We start from the raw sequence: 18,183 nt of genomic DNA on the forward strand, positions 1-18,183 counted from the left end.
TCAGGGCGCCTTGAAGCCGGTCGTGTCCAGTACGCAGTCGAACGGGGCGGGGACGGACAGCTTCTCACCGAAAGGCTTGGTTTCGCAGGCCTCGTAACCCTTGGCGGAGGGCATCGAGAAGACCGTGGTCTGCTCCTCCTGCATGTCGAGGAGCAGGTAGACGGGAACACCCGCCCTGCCGTACGTCTCGACCTTGCCCGTCAGGTCGTCGTCGCGGGTGGAGGAGGAGGTCAGCTCGGCGACGAAGGACAGGGCTTCGCCGTCCAGGTGATTGCTGGTGGTCTCGAAGACGTGTTCAGGCACGGCATGGATGTCCGGTCCGTACGCGCGTTCGTCCCCCGGGAAGACATACAGGAACGGACCGTAGCTGATGGAGTGCTCTGCGGGGAGATGCGGTTCGAGTTGCTCGCACACCAGGCGCATCACTCGGTGGTAATACCCCTTCGACCACGGCGACACGACGATGTTCCCCCTGATGATCTCGGCCTTGTAGCCGTCGGGCACGTCCAGCTCGTCGAGGGTCCTCAGCAGATCCTCGAAGCTGTTGGGTTCGCTGCCGTTTATCGTCGGTCGCTCAGCCATGACTGTCATGATGCGCTCTCCCCTGGAAGCGGACCAGCCGCCACTCAGAGTATCCGATCGGTCACGCTCCCGCGGTCGCTTCCCGATCACCTCTCACCCCCGCCCGAACCGCTCCTCCCGGTGCACCCGCCAGCGCTCCGTCATCGCCTCGACCTCCTTCTCCACGAACTCGAAGAAGGCCGGCGTCTCCGTCAGCCGGCGCCCCGCCGGGGACGTCGACCTGCCGAGCCGTCCGGGACCGGCCGCCGGGCGGCTGGGCAGCGCGGGCGCGCTGGCCCGGCGGTTGCAGCGGGGCGGTGTGCTCGGCTGGAGCATCGGGTTCCTGCTCGCGGGGCTGGTGTACGGCGGGATGGCCGAGGGGGCGGCCGAGCCGGTCGGCGACAACGAGGGCGCCCGCGAGATCTTCCAGCGGATGGGCGGTCAGTCGAAACTGACGGACGCGTTTCTCGCCACGATGGCCGGGGTGCTGGGGCTGGTGGCCGCGCTGTTCATCGTGGCGTCGGTGCTGCGGCTGCACGGCGAGGAGACCTCGGGGCGGGCCGAACCGGTCCTCGCGGGGGCCGTCGGACGGCTGCGCTGGGCGGCCGGGCACCTGACGGTGGCGTTCGGCGGGGCGGCACTGCTGATGCTGCTCGCGGGGGCGGGCCTCGCGCTCGGCCACGGTGAGCAGGCGGGCGCGGTCCTGGGCGCGTGTCTGGTGCAGGTCCCGGCGGTGTGGGTGATCGGCGGGGTCGCGGTCCTGCTGTACGGGCTGGCGCCCCGGGCGGCGACGGCGGCGTGGGGCGTGGCCGGGGCGGTGCTGCTGATCGGCTGGGTCGGCCCGGCGCTGGACGTGCCGCGGGCGGTGCTGGACCTGTCCCCCTTCGGTCATCTGCCGAAGCTGCCGGGCGGGGGGATGGCGTGGGCGCCGGTACTGGTCCTCACGGCGCTCGCGGTGGCACTTGTGGCGGCGGGGCTGACGGGGCTGCGGCGGAGGGACATGACGACGTGACGTCGTGTCAATCCACGTACCGCTTGAGTTCCTCGGTGTCGAGCTCGATACCGAGGGGTTCCGGCAGGGAGAGCTTGTGGCCGAAGGACTTCTTGACAGCGATCTGGTAGCCGTCGGTCGGGGACGGGTCGCTGAAGAGTGTGACGGAGCAGTCGTCGCGGTCGATCAGCAGGTAGTGCGGGATTCCGGCGTCGGCGTATCCGGCGGGCTTCTCCTCACGGTCCCGACGGTGGGTGTCCGAGTCGTAGGACGTGACCTCGACCGTCATGATCACGCCCTCCGTTTCGGCCCAGTCCCCCTTCCCGGCGAATGTCCCGCGAGGCGCGAGCACCGCGTCCGGGAGGGCCCGGCCCTTGCGGTACTTCTCGACCTTCAGCCCCAGCTCCCCGCCTCCGTAGAGCCACAGGCCGCTGCCCGCCAGAAGGAAGCACTCCTGCAGCCACCGGATGACCTCGCTGTGGTTGCCGTCCGTCATGCCCTTGATCCCGACCCGTCCGTTGATGAACTCCAACCTGACGGCGTCGAACCTCTTGGCCACGTGGGCGGCGAGCTCCTCGAACTCCTCCACGGACATCTGAGCCATGTGCTGCGTCATGACCGTCATGGTGCCCTCCTTCGCAGGCGCTCACCAGCCTGCCGGACCGCGGACGAGCGCCCGGGCGGATCGGCGACATGATCAGCCGAACGGGTGGTCACCCCACCTCCACGGCCAGCCCCTCCAGCCCTCTGATCACGAAGTTCGGCTTGCGCCTCGGCTCCGCCGCGAGCCGCAGCGTCGGCGCTCGCTCCAGCAGCGCCGTCATCGACGCCGCCAGCTCGATACGGGCCAGTGGTGCGCCGATGCAGTAGTGGATGCCGGCGCTGAAGGAGATGTGCGGGTTGTCGCGGCGGGTGAGGTCCAGGCGGGACGGGTCGGTGAAGACCGCCGGGTCGTGGTTGGCGGAGCCGAAGAGCATCGCGATCTCCGCGCCCCTCGGGATCACCCGGCCGTCGATCTCGATCTCGTCGAGGACCCAGCGTTCGAAGAGCTGGAGCGGGGTGTCGTAGCGCATCAGCTCCTCGACCGCCGTGGGGACCAGGGAGTGGTCCGCGCGCAGGGCGGCGAGCTGGTCCGGGTGGCGGAACAGGGCCCACCAGCCGTTGACCGTGGAGTTCACGGTGGCCTCGTGGCCCGCGTTCAGCAGCAGGACGCAGGTGGAGATCATCTCCTGCTCGGTGAGCCGGTCGTCGTCCTCGTCGTGGGCGGCGATCAGGCCCGAGATCAGGTCGTCGCCCGGGTTCTTGCGGCGCTCGGCGATCAGCCCGCGGAGGTAGTCGGAGAACTCGACCGACGCCCGGACGGCCTTGGTCGCCGTCTCCTCCGGCGGGTTCAGCTCGTACATGCCGCAGATCTCCGCCGACCAGGGGCGCAGCGGGGCCCGGTCGGACTCCGGGATGCCGAGCATCTCGGCGATCACCGCGACCGGCAGCGGCTCGGCGACGTCCTTGAGCAGGTCACCGCCGCCCGCCTCGACCAGCGCGGACACCAGGTCGTCCGCGAGATCACGGACGTACGGCCTGAGGCGCTCCACCGTGCGCGGGGTGAACGCCTTCGACACCAGGCGGCGGATGCGGGTGTGGTCCGGCGGTTCGAGGTCGAGCATGCCGTGGTCGTTGAGGGTGTGGAACGGCTCGTGCTCCGGCGGCGGGGCGGTGCGGCCGAACTCCTCGTGGGTGAAGCGGTGCTGGTACGTCCGTCCCAGGCGCCGGTCGCGCAGCAGCGCCGAGACGTCCGCGTGGTGCGCGACCAGCCACTGGCCCGTCGGCTCGAAGTACCGCACCCGGCCCCGCTCCCGCAGCTCGGCGTAGGCGGGGTACGGGTCGGCGACGAACGCGGGGTCCCACGGGTCGAACGCGAGGTCGTCAAGGGCTGCCATGAACGGACGTTAGCCCGGCAACCCGCCCCCTGGCCAGGGTCAGCCGGGGGTGACCAGCCGTGCCTCGTAGGCGAACACCGCCGCCTGGGTGCGGTCGCGCAGGCCCAGTTTCACCAGGATGCGGCTGACGTGCGTCTTGATCGTCGACTCGGCGACCACCAGCCGCCCGGCGATCTCCGCGTTCGACAGGCCCTGCGCGATCAGCACCAGCACCTCCGTCTCCCGCTCGGTGAGGTCGCCGTACGCCGCCTGCGCGGACGGCATCAGGCGCGGGCCCTCGGACAGCTTGGAGAACTCGGTGATCAGGCGCCGGGTGACCGTCGGGGCGAGCAGCGCCTCACCGGCGGCGACGATCCGGACCCCGTCGGCGAGCTGGCGGGCGGAGGCGTCCTTGAGGAGGAAGCCGGAGGCGCCCGCGCGCAGCGCCTGGTAGACGTACTCGTCGAGGTCGAAGGTGGTCAGCACCAGGACCTTCGCCGTGCCGTCGGCGGCGACGATCTCCCGCGTCGCCTCGATGCCGTTCAGCTCGGGCATGCGGATGTCCATGAGGACGACGTCGGGGGTGAGCTCACGGACCCGCTCCACCGCCTCCCGGCCGTTGACGGCCTCGCCGACGACCTCGATGTCGGGCATCGCGTTCAGCAGGACCGAGAAGCCCTCGCGCACCATCATCTGGTCGTCCACGATCAGGACACGGATCGTCATGCGTCACCTTCGTTCACCGTGGCGACCGGCAGGAACACGGCGACCTCGTAGCCGCCGTCGTCCGTCGGGCCGGCCGTCATCTCGCCGTTCAGCATGGTGACCCGCTCGCGCATGCCGGTGATGCCGTGGCCCGCGCCGGGCGAGGGCTTGATCAGGTTCGGTTCGGGAGCCGGGTCGTTGACCACACGCACGCCGAGCCCGCCCAGGACGTACCCGATCTCCACGCGGGCGCTCGCGCCGGGCGCGTGCCGCAGGCTGTTGCTCAGCGCCTCCTGCACGATCCGGTACGCCGACAGCTCCACCCCCTGCGGCAGCTCCCGCACCGCGCCGGTCACCACCTTCTCCACCCGCAACCCCGCGTCGCGCACGTTGACGAGCAGGGCGTCCAGGTCGGCGAGGGTGGGCTGCGGGGCGTCCGGGGCCTCGTAGTCCTCGGCGCGGACCACGCCCAGGATGCGGCGCAGCTCGGTGAGGGCGGCCACCGCGTTCTCCCGGATGGTGACGAAGGCGCGCTCCAGCTCCGGCGGCGGGTTCTCCACCCGGTACGGGGCCGCCTCGGCCTGGATGGCGACCACCGACATGTGGTGGGCGACCACGTCGTGCAGCTCGCGGGCGATGGTGGTGCGCTCCTCGAGGAGGGTGCGCCGGGAGCGTTCGTGCGCGGTGACGGTCTGCTGGGCGGTCACCTCCTGCTCGGCGGTGCGGCGGACGTGCCAGAGGGAGACCACGAGCAGGGCGAACGCGGACGTCACCATCATGGGCCCGCTGTTGGTGTAGTAGTACGACCCGCCGAACAGGACGTCCGAGAGGAAGGCGTACACGGCGGTCAGGACCCACATCCAGGCGGCCGTGCGGGGCCGGGTGCGCAGCGCCACGACGACCAGCACCGCCAGGTGGCAGACGAACGCGCCGGGCATCCACGGCCAGTCGGCGTCGCCGCTCTTGATCAGCGCGACCACCGGGGTCACCGCGAGGGACAGCCAGAACGCGCCGGCCGGCCGGACCAGCGTGGCGAGCACCGGGAGCGCGCACAGCAGGCCGATCAGCAGGGCCGCCACGTCCCCGCCGGGCAGGCCGCTCGACAGCGCACCGGCCATCAGGGCGATCAGCGCCATCGCCCCCACGACCGCGTGCGGGAGGTGCTGCGCGGCCGACCGCAGCCGGCCGGGCAGCCGGCGGACGAACGGTCCGTCCGTGCGCCGGGGCGGCAGCGGGCGGTAGGCGAAGGGGTCGTGGAACAGGTCCTGGCGCAGTCCCCGCAGGGAGTTCCGGGCCAGCCGGTACTCGGGGCTGCGGGTCCCGTTCCCGTGCTGCTGGTGAGTCGTCTCGGTCACGCTCACACGGTAGGCCGACCGGGTGAGGGCGGTCGTCCCCGCTGAGACGGGTTCCCGGGCGTCCGTCTCAGGTACTACGCGGGCCGCACGCCGGGCCACCCGTCAGTACCCGGAGGGACGCACCAGCCCCGACTCGTACGCGAACACCGCCGCCTGGGTGCGGTCCCGCAGGCCCAGCTTCACCAGGATGCGGCCGACGTGCGTCTTCACGGTCTGCTCGGCCACCACGAGACGTACCGCTATCTCCGCGTTGGACAGGCCCTGCGCGATCAGCGCGAGCACCTCCGTCTCGCGTTCGGTGAGGTCCCCCACGCGCTGCTTGAGGGGGCTGCGGGGGCGGGCGTCCAGCCGGGAGAACTCGGCGATCAGCCGGCGGGTGACGCCGGGCGCGAGGAGGGCGTCCCCGGCCGCCACCACCCGTACCGCCTCGGCGAGCTGGTCGGCGGAGGCGTCCTTCAGCAGGAACCCGGACGCCCCGGCGCGCAGCGCCTCGTACACGTACTCGTCGAGGTCGAAGGTGGTCAGTACGAGCACCCTGACGTCCGGGGTGGCGGTGGTGATGAGGGCGGTGGCCTCGATGCCGCCGAGTTCGGGCATGCGGATGTCCATCAGGACGACGTCCGGGGCGAGTTCGGCGACCCGCGCGACCGCGTCCACCCCGTTCACCGCCTGGCCGACGACCTCGATGTCGGGCTGCGTGTTCAGCAGCACGGTGAAGCCCTGCCGGACCATCTGCTGGTCGTCGGCGATCAGTACGCGGATCATGCGGTGCCGTCCTGGGGAAGGGGTTCGGTGGCGGGCGGGGCGGAGGCCGGGAGGTAGGCGTCGACCTTGTAGCCCTTCCCGGCCCAGGGGCCGGCCGTCAGTCTGCCGCCCAGCATGACGGCCCGTTCCCGCATGCCGAGCAGCCCGTGCCCGGCGCCGGCGGACGGCGGTGCCTCCCGGGTCGGGCCGGTGTTGACGACCGTCACCCGCAGCCCCCGCGGATCGTAGGCCAGGGTGACGTGGGCGGTCGCGCCGGGCGCGTGCCGCAGCACGTTGCTCAGCGCCTCCTGCACGATCCTGTACGCCGACAGCTCCACGCCGGGCGGCAGCGGGCGGTGTTCCCCGCTGGTCCCGGTGGTCACGGTCAGTCCGGTGGCGCGGGTGTTCTCCACCAGCGATTCCAGACGGTCGAGGGTGGGCTGCGGGGCGTCCGAGCGCTCGCCGGGGGCGGGGTGTTCGGACCGGAGCACGTCGAGGACGCGGCGCAGCTCGGTCAGCGCCTCGACGGCGTTCTGGCGGATGCCGGCGAGGTTCTCCCTCAGCTCGTCGGGCGGGCCCTGGACCAGGTGCGGGGCCACCTGCGCCTGAATGGAGATCACCGACATGTGGTGGGCCACCACGTCGTGCAACTCCCTTGCGATCCGGCTGCGTTCCTCCAGGAGGGTGCGGCGGGCGCGTTCCTCGGCGGTGAGGGTGGTCTGCCGCCCCAGTTCGGCGCGGGCCTCACGGCGGCCGCGCAGGGCGGCGCCGAGGACGACGGCGACGGCGGACAGGACGACGGCGGTCTGGCCGGTGGACGAGTAGTTCCACGCGCCCCAGAGGCCCTGGAGGACGTAGGTGAGCAGCCCCGTCAGCGCCAGCGCCTCGACGGAGACACGGGTGGGCACGCGCAGGGCGAGCAGCAGCAGCACGAGCAGGTGGGTCGCGATCCCCCAGGCGTGCCAGGGCCATGGGAATCCGTCGATCTGACCGGCCATCAGCATGCGGCGCGCCAGGACTGCACCCGCCAGCGAAGCGGTGAGCGACAACCACAGCGCCGGCACCGGACGCCGCAGCGCGAGAACGGCCGCCCCGCACTGTCCGACCGCGATCATCAGGGCGTTGCTGTGGCCGATCTTCCCGTATCCCTGGAGCTGGTTCAGGTCGCCGAAGAAGACGACGAACGCGGCCAGGCACACGAATCCGTGCGGCACCCAGCGCAGCCACTCCGACGGCGGCAGCGGGTCCGCACGCACTGTCAGCAGGTCGCCCCGCAGCACCCGAAGCCACCGCGGAACGGTCTCCGCCCCCTTGCCCGTCACGCGGTTCAGCCTAGACATGTCGTACGTCCTTCGTCGTGGAGCGGTGCGTACGGACGACCCGGGACCGTCCCCCGTGTCCGCCACCCCGCTCCCAGGCCCGGAACGCCGACCGGCAGACCGCGAGGGCGAGGACGAACACCGGCAGCCACACCAGCCGGGCGGCGACCCAGCCGAGGCCGTCGGGGACGGTGTGCAGGCCGGGGAGACGGCCGGCCAGGAGACCGGTGGCGGTGGTCGCCATCAGGGCGGTCTGGTGCCAGAGGAAGATCGTCATCGCGGAGAGGTTGACCAGCGCCACCGCCGCCCACGCGACGGGACGCCGCATCGCCGTGCGCAGCCGGTCGCGCAGCAGCAGCGCCAGCCCGCACTGGGCGAGGCCGAAGGTGACGGCGGCCAGCGTCGGCGGGTTGAGGTTGGACACCCCGGCGCCCGGGACGCCGACCATCGACGCCGGGTAGCCGGCCCGGGCGACGAGCGCGGCCGTGACGGCCGTACCGGAGAGGAGGAGAACCCAGCCGGTCCTACGACGCTCCAGCTCGCCCCGTGTCCAAGCCGCGCCCAGGGTGTACGGCACCAGCCAGCCGGCCGCCAGGTTCAGCCAGCCGAGCCGGGCGGGGGCGCCGAGGCCGAAGCGGAGCAGGTCGACGTGGAGGACGACGGCGAGCGGCCACAGCGGGTGGAGCCGGGTGAGCAGCGGGGTCGCGGCGGTGAGGGCGGCGAAGACCAGCAGGAACCACAGCGGTGACAGCGCCAGCTTCACCAGCGTGCGGACGGTCGCGTACTCGGCCCCGGAGAGCAGCAGTACGGCGGTGACGGCCGTCCACAGGAGGAGGACGGCGACGACCGGCTTGAACAGTCGGGCCAGCCGGCCGTGCAGCCAGCGGCGGTACGGGATGCCGCGGGCGCGGGAGGAGGCGTACCCGCGGGTCGCCACATGACCGCCGACCAGGAAGAACACGGCGAGGGTCTGGAACGCCCAGGAGACGGGTGCCAGCCACGGCAGGTGCTGGAGCGGGCTGGCCGTGCGCAGGGTGCGGCCGTCCGCGACGAGGGCGGTGACCAGCCAGTGGCCGAGGACGACACCGAGGACGGCGCCGGCGCGCAGGGCGTCCACGACCCGGTCGCGCCGGCCGGGGGTGGCCGCGTCGACGCGCCCGGCGGCGCCGCGTATCGCGGTGGTGAGGCGGCTCATGAGGTCACCGCCCGGGTCTCGCCGAGGACGATCCGGGTGAGGTTGGCCAGGGAGACGGAGCCGGGGGCGAAGTAGTCGCTGTGACCGCCGTCGCCGGCCGCGAAGACCCGGGCGCCGAAGGCCGGGGAGACGGGGTCGGTGCCGAAGCCGACGGTGGTGCCGAGGAGGTCCACGCCGAGGTGCGGGACGTTCCCGACCCAGTCGTCGGCGCCCCGGGCGGCCCAGATCCTGGCCCGGGTGCGCAGGCCGGCGGCGGTGTCGGAGCCGGTGCCGGGGCTGCCGAGGAGGACGATGTCGCCGACGTCGAGACCGTCGGCGGCCTCGGCGCAGACGACGGAGCCGTAGGAGTGGCAGAGGAGGGAGATACGGGCGCGCGGCCCGGCGACATCACGCAAGTCGCCGACCAGCTGCCGCAGTTCGGGGGCGGCTTCCTCCGCCCTGTCGGTGGTGGCGACGGTGGCGCTGACGGTGGCGGGGGTCTCGTAGCCGAGCCAGGCCACGACGGCGGCCCGCGTACCGAGCCGCTCGTGCAGGGCGAGGGCGGCGGCACGGAACCGGCCGTAGGTGTCGATGCCGGTGTCGGAGCCGGGAACGAGGACGGCGACACGGTCGGCGTGCGCGAGGTCACCGAACACCTCGGTGACCAGCCCGGCGCCCCGCCCGTCGAAGTCCAGCAACTGCCGCCCGGCCAGCGCACGATCGGCCCCGGCCCGCCGCCGGTCCCCGTACTCGGCGGCCATACGGGCGGCTTCCTCGGCGTTGGCCCGGTTGGCGGCGTAGACCGCGTCGAGGGTCGCCGCGGAAGGCGTCGCGAGCACGGCGGGCACCGGCGCGGGCACCCGCGGCCGAGCCGCCCCGGCCAACGGCACGGCAACGGCCCCGGCGACAAGCAACGCGAGCACCCCACGCAAACCCCGCGACCCGCGCCACCCGCGCCACCCGCGCGATCCGCGGGCAGCCGTACCGCCGCTCCCGCCATCCCCGCGGACGCCCACGCCACCACCCTCGCCGCTCCCACGGACAGCCGTACCGCCGCTCCCGCGGGCAGTCGTGCCGCTGGGGCGGCACGGGTGGGCGCGACGGCACCCCGCAAGCGCCGGGCAGCGCGAACGCCCCCCGGCCCACACCAACGCCGGTTCCCCTCCACGCCCGCGCACCACGATGGCCGTACCTCCCCGTCCGCTCACCCGCCCACCGGGCTCGACAGAAAGGGAAGTTACGGAGCGCCGCGGGTAACCCGCGTCCCGCCGGGGGACTCACCTGCGAAGTAGCTCTCAGGTACTACGGGTATGACCGGCCGGCCCGGTCAAGAGAGCCGCTCACCAAGCGAGTTGAGCGATCTCCTCCGCCACCACCGCACACGCGTCCGCCCCCGGATCGATCAGCGGGAAGTGCCCCACGTCCTCCAGCAACGTCACCCCCACCACCTCCCCCGCCTTCGCCGCCGCCTCCGCGTACGCCTCGGCGACCGCCTGCGGAACCACGTCATCGGTACGCCCCTGCACCAGGGTCGTGGCGATCCCGGTGGGCAGCAGCAGCCCGGGATCGGCGTGCGGCCGACGCTCGGCGAAGTGATCGTCACCACCGAGCAACTGCCGCGCCGCGCCCCCGCACACACCCAGCTTGTCGGCGATCTCGAAGTCCGCGATCGGCGCGAGGGCGACCACACCGCGCAGCGGCGCGGGCCCGTCCGTCCGCCAGGGGGAGCCGGCCGGCAGGACGTGCCGCGCGGCGGCCCACAGCGCCAGGTGGCCACCGGCCGAGTGACCGGTGAGCACGACGCGCCGCGGGTCGGCCCCCGGCACCCGCTCCCGTATCAGCCCCGGCAGCGCGTCCATCGCGGCGGCGACGTCGTCGAAGGTGTCGGGCCACCGCCCCGCGACCGGATCAGCACCGCCCGGCTCCCCCGCTCCGCGCCGGTATTCGACACTGGCCACGGCGAACCCCCGCCCGGCCAGGAAGGCGGCGAACGGGCTGATGTGGCGCCGGTCGTACGGCGCCCGCCAGGCACCGCCGTGCAGCACGACCACCACCGGCGCGGGCCCGCCCTCCGCACGCGGCGCGTAGAAGTCGACGATCTGGTCCGGGTCGTCGCCGTAAGCCACCGTGGCGTCGGGGTCCACGGGCGGGTGGGAGAAGGCCGACTCCTCCTCGGCGGCGGCCCGGGCGGCTGCGACGTCGTCCGTCATTGCTTCAACCTCTCAGCGACAGAACACGGGTGACGGGCCGACGGGAACGCGGCCGTTCGGCCGGGACGGTATCAGCACGCCCACGTACGCCGACATGCGGATGTCACGCTCGGTCAGCGGACCCGGGGGGCGACACCGTACGACGTCACCCCCCGGCCCCGGAGGGCTACGCCAGCACCTCCGCCAGCACCCGCGCCGCCCGCTCCACGTCCGCGAAGCCGACGTACAGCGGGGTGAAGCCGAACCGGAGCACGTCCGGATGGCGGAAGTCCCCGACCACGCCCCGCTCGATCAGCCGCTTCATCACGTCCCCGGCGTCCGGGCAGCGCAGGGCGATCTGGCTGCCCCGCTCCCCGTGCGCACGCGGCGTCACGCACTCGACCCTGCCCTCGGGGACGTACTCCCCGACGCACTCCAGGAAGAAGTCCGTCAGCGCGAGGGACTTGGCGCGCACCGCCTCGACCGTCACCCCGTCCCAGACCTCGAGCGCCGCCTCCAGGGCGAGCATGGAGAGGATGTCCGGGGTGCCGACCCGTCCGCGCACCGCGCCCGCCGCCGGTTCGTACGCGGAACGCATCCCGAAGGGTTCGGCGTGCGAGTTCCACCCCGGCAACGGGGAGTCGAAGCGGTCCTGCAGGTCCGCGCGCACGTACAGGAACGCCGGCGAGCCGGGCCCGCCGTTCAGGTACTTGTAGGTGCAGCCGACCGCCAGGTCCACGCCGTGCTCGTCCAGGCCGACCGGCAGCGCGCCCGCGCTGTGGCACAGGTCCCAGACCACCACCGCCCCCGCCGCGTGCACGGCGGCCGTCAGCGACGGCAGGTCGTGCAGCCGGCCGCTGCGGTAGTCGACGTGGTTGAGCAGTACGGCGGCCGTACGGTCACCGAGCACGTCCGGCACCTCGGACGGGGTCACCGGACGCAGCGTGCACCCGGTCATCCGGGCCGCCGACCCGGCGATGTAGCCGTCCGTGGGGAAGGTGGTCGCGTCGACCACGATCTCGTCCCGCTCCGGGCCGGTCAGCCGTGCCAGCCGCACCGCGCCCACAAGTGCCTTGAACACATTGACACTTGTCGAGTCACCGACCACGATCTGCCCGGCCGCCGCGCCGACCAGCGGCGCGATCCGGTCACCGATCCGTTCCGGCGCCGTCCACCAGCCGCCCTCGGTCCAGGACCGGATGCGCAGCTCGCCCCACTGCCGGCGCACCACGTCCTCGACCCGGCCGGGCACGACGGCGGGCAGCGCGCCCAGCGAGTTGCCGTCGAGATAGACCACGTCGTCGAGCACGAACCCGGCCCGCCGGGCGGCCAGTTCGTCGGAGGCGTCCAGCTTCTCCGCCTTCATCGCGAGCTCAGACATAGGACCGCGCCGTCCACAGCTCGGGGAACACGCTCTTCTGCGCCCGCTTCTCCAGCCAGGCCACCCCGGCGGAGCCTCCCGTGCCGGTCTTGGCGCCCATCGCGCGGCGGGTGGCGACCAGGTGGTCGTTGCGCCAGCGCCACACCAGTTCGGCGACATCGGTCAGCGCCTCGCCGAGACGGGCGACCTCGTCCCGCTCGTCGCCCGCGTAGACGGCCGTCCAGACCGCCTCCACCTCCGCCGACGGCTCGTGCCTCCGTGACACGTCGCGCCGCAGCACGTCCTGAGGGATCGCGTGCCCGCGCCGGGCGAGCAGCCGCAGCACCTCGTCGTACAGGCTCGGCTCGTGCAGCGCCTTCTCCAGCTCGGCGTGCACGCGCGGCGCGCCCCGGTGCGGGACCAGCATGGACGCGGACTTGTCGCCGAGCAGGAACTCCAGGCGCCGGTACATCGCCGACTGGAATCCGGAGCCCTCACCGAGGGCGCCGCGGTAGGAGTTGAACTGCGCCGGGGTGAGCCCGCTCAGCGGCTTCCAGGAGGCGTTCAGCGCCTCCAGCTCCCGTACGGACCGCTTCAGCGCGTCGACCGCGACCGGGACGTCGTCCTGGCGCAGCGCCTTCGCCGCGGTCTCCCACTCGTGGACGATGACGGTGAACCACAGCTCCATGACCTGGGTGGTGACCAGGAAGACCATCTCTCCGGGATCGTCGGAGAGGGTGTGCTGCAGGTGGGTGAGGACATCGGCCTTGACGTAGTCCTCGTAGGGGGTCGTCCCCTCGAAGTCGAGATGCGGGGTCTCGGGCTGCTCGTGAGCCTCGTGGGACATCGCTGTCTCCTGTACATGTACTCCGGGTAGCGGTCCGCCCCTGCCGTTACCGGCACGGGGGCCCCGGTCCCCACGGTGCATCCTGCGCAATCGTCCCCCACGACCGCAAGGCCCGCCCGCTCACGGACGGGCCCCGGAGACATCACAGGTCAGCCGGTCAGCCCAGGACCTGGGCCGCCGTCGGCGAGGAGTCCTTCAGGAACTGCGCGCAGCGCTCGTGCTCCTCCTGCTCGCCGATCGACTGCGCGGCGCGGGCGAGGGCGTGCAGGGCGCGCAGGAAGCCGCGGTTGGGCTCGTGCTCCCACGGCACCGGGCCGTGGCCCTTCCAGCCGCTGCGGCGCAGCGCGTCCAGTCCGCGGTGGTAGCCCGTACGGGCGTACGCGTACGACTCCACGACGCTGTCCCGCTCGAAGGCCTCGTCGGCCAGCCGGGCCCAGGCCAGCGACGAGGTGGGGTACCGGGCCGCGACGTCGGCGGGCGTGGCGCCGGAGGCGAGCAGCTCGCGCGGGCCCGGGTCGTCGGGGAGGTGGGTCGGGGGCGGGCCCCCGAGGAGGTTCTCGTGAATCGACATGGGTCCAGTCTCGTACATCAGCGGGACCGGCTCCCGCCCTCCTCCCCCGCCTCCAGCGGGGGCACCGCCACACTGCCGTGGGTGTGGCACTCGGGGTGCAGGCAGTCGGGTGCCGGGCGGCGTACGGTCGTGAAGGCGATGGCGGAGCCCACCACGAGGACGCCCGCGCACAGGACCATCGCCCGCCGGAACGCGTCGTCGAAGGCGTCGGGGAGCCGGTACGCCTCCGGGCCCATCCCGGCGAGCAGCGGCAGCGCGGCCACCGCGACCAGGCCGGCCGCGCGGGCGGCGGCGTTGTTGATGCCGCTGGCCAGGCCCGCCCGCGCGGTGTCCACGGAGGCCAGGACGGTCGCGGTGAGCGGTGCGACCAGGGTGACCATGCCGAGGCCGAGCACCAGCAGCGCGGGCAGCACCTCGGTGGCGTACGAGGCGCCGGGCCCGACGCGCAGCATCAGCAGCATCCCGGCGGCGCACAGCAGCGGTCCCACGGTGAGCGGGATGCGCGGGCCGATCCGGTCGCCCAGTTCGCCCGAGCGGGCGGAGAGCAGCAGCATCAGGGCGGTCGTCGGCAGCAGCGCCGTACCGGCGGCGAGGGCGGACCAGCCGACGACGACCTGGAGCTGGAGCGCGGCGAGGAAGAAGAACCCGCCGAACGCCGCGTACACGCACAGGGTGACCACGTTGACCGCCGAGAACTGGCGGGAGGCGAAGATGTCGAGCGGCATCATCGGGTGCGGGCGGCGCTTCTCGACGAGGACGAACGCGACCGCGGCGGCCAGTCCTGCGACCGCGGAGACGGCGACCAGGAGGGATCCCTGCTCGGCCTCGATCAGCGCGTACGTCACCAGCGCGAGCGCGATCGCGCCGAGCGCGGCGCCGAGGACGTCGAACCGGCCCTCGGCCTTCCCGCCCGTCGACTCCGGCACGTGCCGTACGGCGACGGGGGCGCAGAGCAGGGCGAGCGGCACGTTGAGGAGGAACACCCAGCGCCAGCCGGGCCCGTCCACCAGCCAGCCGCCGACGAACGGGCCGACGGCCGCGCCGATGCCGCCGAAGCCGGACCACAGGCCGACCGCGCGGCCCCGGTCGTCGGGGTGGAAGGAGGCCTGGATGAGGGCGAGCGAGCCGGGGGTGAGCAGCGCGCCGCCGACGCCCTGGAGGGCACGTGCGGCGACGAGGACGCCGGCGTTCGGGGCGATGCCGCACAGCAGCGAGGCCGCCGCGAACCACAGCACGCCGACGACGAACACCTTCCGCCGCCCGAACCGGTCGCCCAGCGCCCCGCCGAGCAGGATCAGCCCGGCCAGCGTGACCATGTAGGCGTTGACGGTCCACTGCAGCGCGGCGAGGTCGGCGTCCAGGTCGCGGCCGATGCGCGGGAGGGCGACGTTGACCACGGTCGAGTCCAGCAGGGCCATGCTGGAGCCGAGGACCGTGGTGAGCAGGATCCACTTGCCCTGCGGGGAGGACAGCCGGACGTCGGGCATGCGGCGAGCATACGGAAGGAGCCCGGCACCGCGTGCGGTACCGGGCTCACACTCCAGGAGGTGTTACTTGAGGCGGGTGCCCGTGGAGCGCAGGTTCCGGCAGGCCTCCACGACGCGGGCCGACATGGACGCCTCGGCCAGCTTGCCCCAGGTGCGCGGGTCGTAGGTCTTCTTGTCGCCGACCTCGCCGTCGACCTTCAGGACGCCGTCGTAGTTGCGGAACATGTGGTCGGCGACCGGACGGGTGAACGCGTACTGGGTGTCGGTGTCGATGTTCATCTTCACGACGCCGTTCTCCAGCGCGGTGAGGATCTCCTCCGGGGTGGAGCCGGAGCCGCCGTGGAAGACGAAGTCGAACGGCTGCGAGCCGGCCGGCTTGCCGTACTTGGCGGCGACGCCCTCGTTGAGCTCCTTCAGCAGCTCGGGACGGAGGACGACGTTGCCCGGCTTGTACACGCCGTGCACGTTGCCGAAGGACGCGGCGAGCAGGTAGCGGCCCTTGTCGCCGAGGCCGAGGGCCTCCGCGGTGCGGACCGCGTCGTCGACCGTGGTGTAGAGGGAGTCGTTGATCTCGTGCGTGACGCCGTCCTCCTCACCGCCGGTCGGGGTGATCTCGACCTCCAGGATGATCTTCGCGGCGCGGGCGCGCTCGAGGAGTTCCTGGGCGATGGAGAGGTTGTCGGCGAGGGTCTCCGCGGAGCCGTCCCACATGTGGGACTGGAACAGCGGGTTGCGGCCGGCCTTGACGCGCTCCTCGGACACCGCGAGCAGCGGACGGACGTACCCGTCGAGCTTGTCCTTCGGGCAGTGGTCCGTGTGCAGGGCGATGTTGACGTCGTACTTCTCGGCGACGATGTGCGCGAACTCGGCGAGCGCGACCGCGCCGGTCACCATCTCCTTCTTGTGCTGGCCGCCCAGGAACTCGGCGCCGCCCGTCGAGATCTGGACGATGCCGTCGCTCTCCGCCTCGGCGAAGCCGCGCAGTGCCGCGTGCAGGGTCTGGGACGAGGTGACGTTGATGGCCGGGTAGGCGAACTTCTCCGCCTTCGCCCGGTCGAGCATCTCGTTGTAGACCTCGGGAGTTGCGATGGGCATCTGTCCGCTCCTTATGCGTGCGGTGTGGCGTACTGCGTACGGTCGGCCCTGACCTGGAACCTTGGATGCGACGTCATTGTCGGGGCCATCTTCCCAGACTTGTCCGGCCGGTCGACGGCGCAGGTCAAGTCGTTATGCGGGAGATGCGAGGGATGCGGGGAGCCCCGGGAGAGCCGGGGCGTCCTGGAGGCCGGGGCGCCCGGTGGCCTCAGTCGAGGCCGAGCTCGTCCTTGGAGTAGGCGAACAGGTACGGCACCCCGGCGCCCTCCTGGATCTTCTCGGCGGCGCCGGTCGCCCGGTCGACGATCGTCGCCACGGCCACGACCTCCGCGCCCGCCTCGCGCACGGCCTCGACGGCGGTGAGCGGGGAGCCGCCGGTGGTGGAGGTGTCCTCGACGACGAGGACGCGGCGGCCCTCGATGTCCGGGCCCTCGACGCGCCGCTGCAGCCCGTGCGCCTTGGCGGCCTTGCGGACGACGAAGGCGTCCAGCTTCCGGCCGCGCGCGGCGGCGGCGTGCAGCATGCTCGCCGCCACCGGGTCGGCGCCCATGGTCAGCCCGCCCACCGCGTCGAACTCCAGCTCCGCGGTCAGGTCCAGCAGCACCTGCCCGACCAGCGGGGCGGCCTCGCCGTCGAGGGTGACGCGGCGCAGGTCGACGTAGTAGTCGGCCTCCAGACCGGAGGAGAGGGTCACCTTGCCGTGCACCACGGCCTTGTCCTTGATCTGCTGCAGCAGCGCGCCACGTACTTCGCTCATGGAAGCCAGCTTAGAGGCGGGTCCAGGTCCAGGTCGTCGAGGCCTCCAGCGGCTCCAGCGGGGTGACCAGGCGCGGGTGGGTGTTCAGCCCGTTCGGCGGCCCGGTCTGCGGCTCCACGCACACGGCCTCGCGCTGCTCGTCGTAGACCACGACCCACTCCTCGCGGCTGGTCACCTTCAGCTCCAGCTGCCCCGGCCAGGTGAGGGTGACGTCGACACCGCCGGGCATGCCGAAGCAGTCGTCCCACGGCCCGGGCTTCGGGTCGATCCGCCGCCCGGTCGGCAGGTGGTCCTCCCCGCGCTCCTCCTGCCAGGCGGCCTCGAAGCCGATCGCCACGTCCTCGCCGCCGAGGTTGCGGTTGAACCACGGGTGCCAGCCGATCTGCGCCGGGAAGGACGACTCGTACGTCTCCACGCTCATCGTCAGCGTCAGGGAGTCCCCGGTCAGCGCGATCTGCTGGGTGACGCGCCCGGAGTACGGCCACGGCTCGACGAGGTCGTACGTCATCACGGCCTCGTCGGTGCTCGTACGGGCGGTGCGCCAGACGGTGTCGCGGGCGGTGCCGTGGATGGCGTTCGGCGGGGCGTTGAGCGGCATCTGGTGCACGGTCGCGCCGTCCCGGAACCGTCCGTCGCGGATCCGTCCGCACCAGGGCACCATCGGGAAGCACCCGAACCGCTCCCCCTGCCGCAGCAGCTCGACGCCCCCGACCCGCAGCCCTCCGACCCGTCCGCCGTTCCCCGGCAGCACGGTCACCTCCGCGTCACCCGCGGTCAGCGCGATCTCTCCGTTACTCACGCAACGACCCTACTGGGACGATCAAGAGCACGTCGCCGGCCGCAGGCAGTCGTGCCACCGCCCGGGGGCGGTCTCGCTCACCGGCGCCGGCAGGGTGCCGTCGCGCCCACCCGTGCCGCGGGAACGGCGCCCACCCCTCAGCCGCGGGCAGTCGTGCCGCTGGGGCGGCACGGGTGGGCGCGGGAACGCCGCAACTGCGGGCAGTCGTGCCGCTGGGACGGCACGGGTGGGCGCGGGAACGCCGCAACTGCGGGCAGTCGTGCCGCTGGGACGGCACGGGTGGGCGCGGGAACGCCGCAACTGCGGGCAGTCG

At 72.8% G+C, this 18,183-nt stretch carries 18 protein-coding genes and 1 pseudogene; 1 reads left to right on the forward strand and 18 read right to left on the reverse strand.

Annotated elements, in window-relative coordinates:
• Together ACFV5H_RS21815 and ACFV5H_RS21820 are read right to left on the reverse strand one after the other, a co-directional pair.
• Complete coding sequence (locus ACFV5H_RS21815) at nucleotides 1-591, reverse strand: Uma2 family endonuclease (RefSeq protein WP_385196763.1); 591 nt, start codon at nucleotides 589-591, stop codon at nucleotides 1-3.
• Between the two features lie 84 nt (nucleotides 592-675).
• Complete coding sequence (locus tag ACFV5H_RS21820; RefSeq protein WP_385196805.1) at nucleotides 676-897, reverse strand: hypothetical protein; 222 nt, start codon at nucleotides 895-897, stop codon at nucleotides 676-678.
• Here ACFV5H_RS21820 and ACFV5H_RS21825 point away from each other — a divergent pair.
• Nucleotides 797-1,573: pseudogene (locus tag ACFV5H_RS21825) on the forward strand (ABC transporter permease); the annotation flags it as partial. The gene ACFV5H_RS21820 and the pseudogene ACFV5H_RS21825 sit on opposite strands and share 101 nt — an antisense overlap.
• Nucleotides 1,574-1,580: 7 nt before the next feature.
• Here ACFV5H_RS21825 and ACFV5H_RS21830 read toward each other — a convergent pair.
• The 16 genes from ACFV5H_RS21830 to ACFV5H_RS21905 all read right to left on the reverse strand — a co-directional run bounded on the left by ACFV5H_RS21830 (nucleotide 1,581) and on the right by ACFV5H_RS21905 (nucleotide 17,870).
• Nucleotides 1,581-2,177, reverse strand: coding sequence for a Uma2 family endonuclease (locus tag ACFV5H_RS21830; protein WP_385046191.1), 597 nt, complete (start codon nucleotides 2,175-2,177; stop codon nucleotides 1,581-1,583).
• An 88-nt stretch (nucleotides 2,178-2,265) separates the two neighbouring features.
• Nucleotides 2,266-3,489 carry a cytochrome P450 gene (locus tag ACFV5H_RS21835; RefSeq protein ID WP_385196766.1) on the reverse strand — a complete coding sequence of 408 codons (1,224 nt, stop codon included), beginning with the start codon at nucleotides 3,487-3,489 and terminating at the stop codon, nucleotides 2,266-2,268.
• A gap of 39 nt (nucleotides 3,490-3,528) precedes the next feature.
• Nucleotides 3,529-4,194, reverse strand: coding sequence for a response regulator (locus tag ACFV5H_RS21840; protein WP_385196768.1), 666 nt, complete (start codon nucleotides 4,192-4,194; stop codon nucleotides 3,529-3,531).
• Nucleotides 4,191-5,528: a sensor histidine kinase gene (locus ACFV5H_RS21845; RefSeq protein WP_385196771.1), complete on the reverse strand. Its 1,338-nt coding sequence runs from the start codon at nucleotides 5,526-5,528 to the stop codon at nucleotides 4,191-4,193. Before ACFV5H_RS21845 ends, ACFV5H_RS21840 begins: the two co-directional genes overlap by 4 nt.
• Before the next feature lie 102 nt (nucleotides 5,529-5,630).
• On the reverse strand, nucleotides 5,631-6,293 hold the full coding sequence (locus tag ACFV5H_RS21850; RefSeq protein WP_385046203.1) for a response regulator: 663 nt from the start codon (nucleotides 6,291-6,293) through the stop codon (nucleotides 5,631-5,633).
• Nucleotides 6,290-7,612, reverse strand: a complete 1,323-nt coding sequence (locus ACFV5H_RS21855) for a sensor histidine kinase (RefSeq protein ID WP_385196773.1) — start codon at nucleotides 7,610-7,612, stop codon at nucleotides 6,290-6,292. Before ACFV5H_RS21855 ends, ACFV5H_RS21850 begins: the two co-directional genes overlap by 4 nt.
• The gene (locus tag ACFV5H_RS21860) at nucleotides 7,605-8,786 is read right to left on the reverse strand and encodes an acyltransferase (protein WP_385196775.1); all 1,182 of its coding nucleotides are present in this window, start codon (nucleotides 8,784-8,786) and stop codon (nucleotides 7,605-7,607) included. The genes ACFV5H_RS21855 and ACFV5H_RS21860 overlap by 8 nt, the downstream gene beginning before the upstream one ends.
• Nucleotides 8,783-9,697 carry an alpha/beta hydrolase gene (locus tag ACFV5H_RS21865; protein WP_385196777.1) on the reverse strand — a complete coding sequence of 305 codons (915 nt, stop codon included), beginning with the start codon at nucleotides 9,695-9,697 and terminating at the stop codon, nucleotides 8,783-8,785. The genes ACFV5H_RS21860 and ACFV5H_RS21865 overlap by 4 nt, the downstream gene beginning before the upstream one ends.
• Before the next feature lie 408 nt (nucleotides 9,698-10,105).
• Nucleotides 10,106-10,975 carry an alpha/beta hydrolase gene (locus ACFV5H_RS21870; RefSeq protein WP_385196780.1) on the reverse strand — a complete coding sequence of 290 codons (870 nt, stop codon included), beginning with the start codon at nucleotides 10,973-10,975 and terminating at the stop codon, nucleotides 10,106-10,108.
• A gap of 166 nt (nucleotides 10,976-11,141) precedes the next feature.
• On the reverse strand, nucleotides 11,142-12,335 hold the full coding sequence (kynU, locus tag ACFV5H_RS21875; protein WP_385196783.1) for a kynureninase: 1,194 nt from the start codon (nucleotides 12,333-12,335) through the stop codon (nucleotides 11,142-11,144).
• Nucleotides 12,328-13,161 carry a tryptophan 2,3-dioxygenase family protein gene (locus ACFV5H_RS21880; protein WP_385046222.1) on the reverse strand — a complete coding sequence of 278 codons (834 nt, stop codon included), beginning with the start codon at nucleotides 13,159-13,161 and terminating at the stop codon, nucleotides 12,328-12,330. The genes kynU and ACFV5H_RS21880 overlap by 8 nt, the downstream gene beginning before the upstream one ends.
• Before the next feature lie 157 nt (nucleotides 13,162-13,318).
• Nucleotides 13,319-13,732, reverse strand: a complete 414-nt coding sequence (locus ACFV5H_RS21885; RefSeq protein WP_385046225.1) for a DUF3151 domain-containing protein — start codon at nucleotides 13,730-13,732, stop codon at nucleotides 13,319-13,321.
• A gap of 17 nt (nucleotides 13,733-13,749) precedes the next feature.
• The gene (locus tag ACFV5H_RS21890; RefSeq protein ID WP_385196785.1) at nucleotides 13,750-15,219 is read right to left on the reverse strand and encodes an MFS transporter; all 1,470 of its coding nucleotides are present in this window, start codon (nucleotides 15,217-15,219) and stop codon (nucleotides 13,750-13,752) included.
• A gap of 63 nt (nucleotides 15,220-15,282) precedes the next feature.
• Nucleotides 15,283-16,314, reverse strand: a complete 1,032-nt coding sequence (gene fbaA, locus ACFV5H_RS21895) for a class II fructose-bisphosphate aldolase (protein WP_385046230.1) — start codon at nucleotides 16,312-16,314, stop codon at nucleotides 15,283-15,285.
• 208 nt (nucleotides 16,315-16,522) lie between these two features.
• Nucleotides 16,523-17,071, reverse strand: coding sequence for an orotate phosphoribosyltransferase (gene pyrE / locus ACFV5H_RS21900; RefSeq protein ID WP_385046233.1), 549 nt, complete (start codon nucleotides 17,069-17,071; stop codon nucleotides 16,523-16,525).
• A gap of 10 nt (nucleotides 17,072-17,081) precedes the next feature.
• Entirely contained in the window at nucleotides 17,082-17,870 is a 789-nt protein-coding gene (locus ACFV5H_RS21905) for an aldose 1-epimerase (protein ID WP_385196787.1), read from the reverse strand.
• Between the last annotated feature and the right edge of the window lie 313 nt (nucleotides 17,871-18,183).

The sequence above is a fragment of the Streptomyces sp. NPDC059787 genome, assembly GCF_042732315.1.
GTDB lineage: Bacteria > Actinomycetota > Actinomycetes > Streptomycetales > Streptomycetaceae > Streptomyces > Streptomyces atrovirens.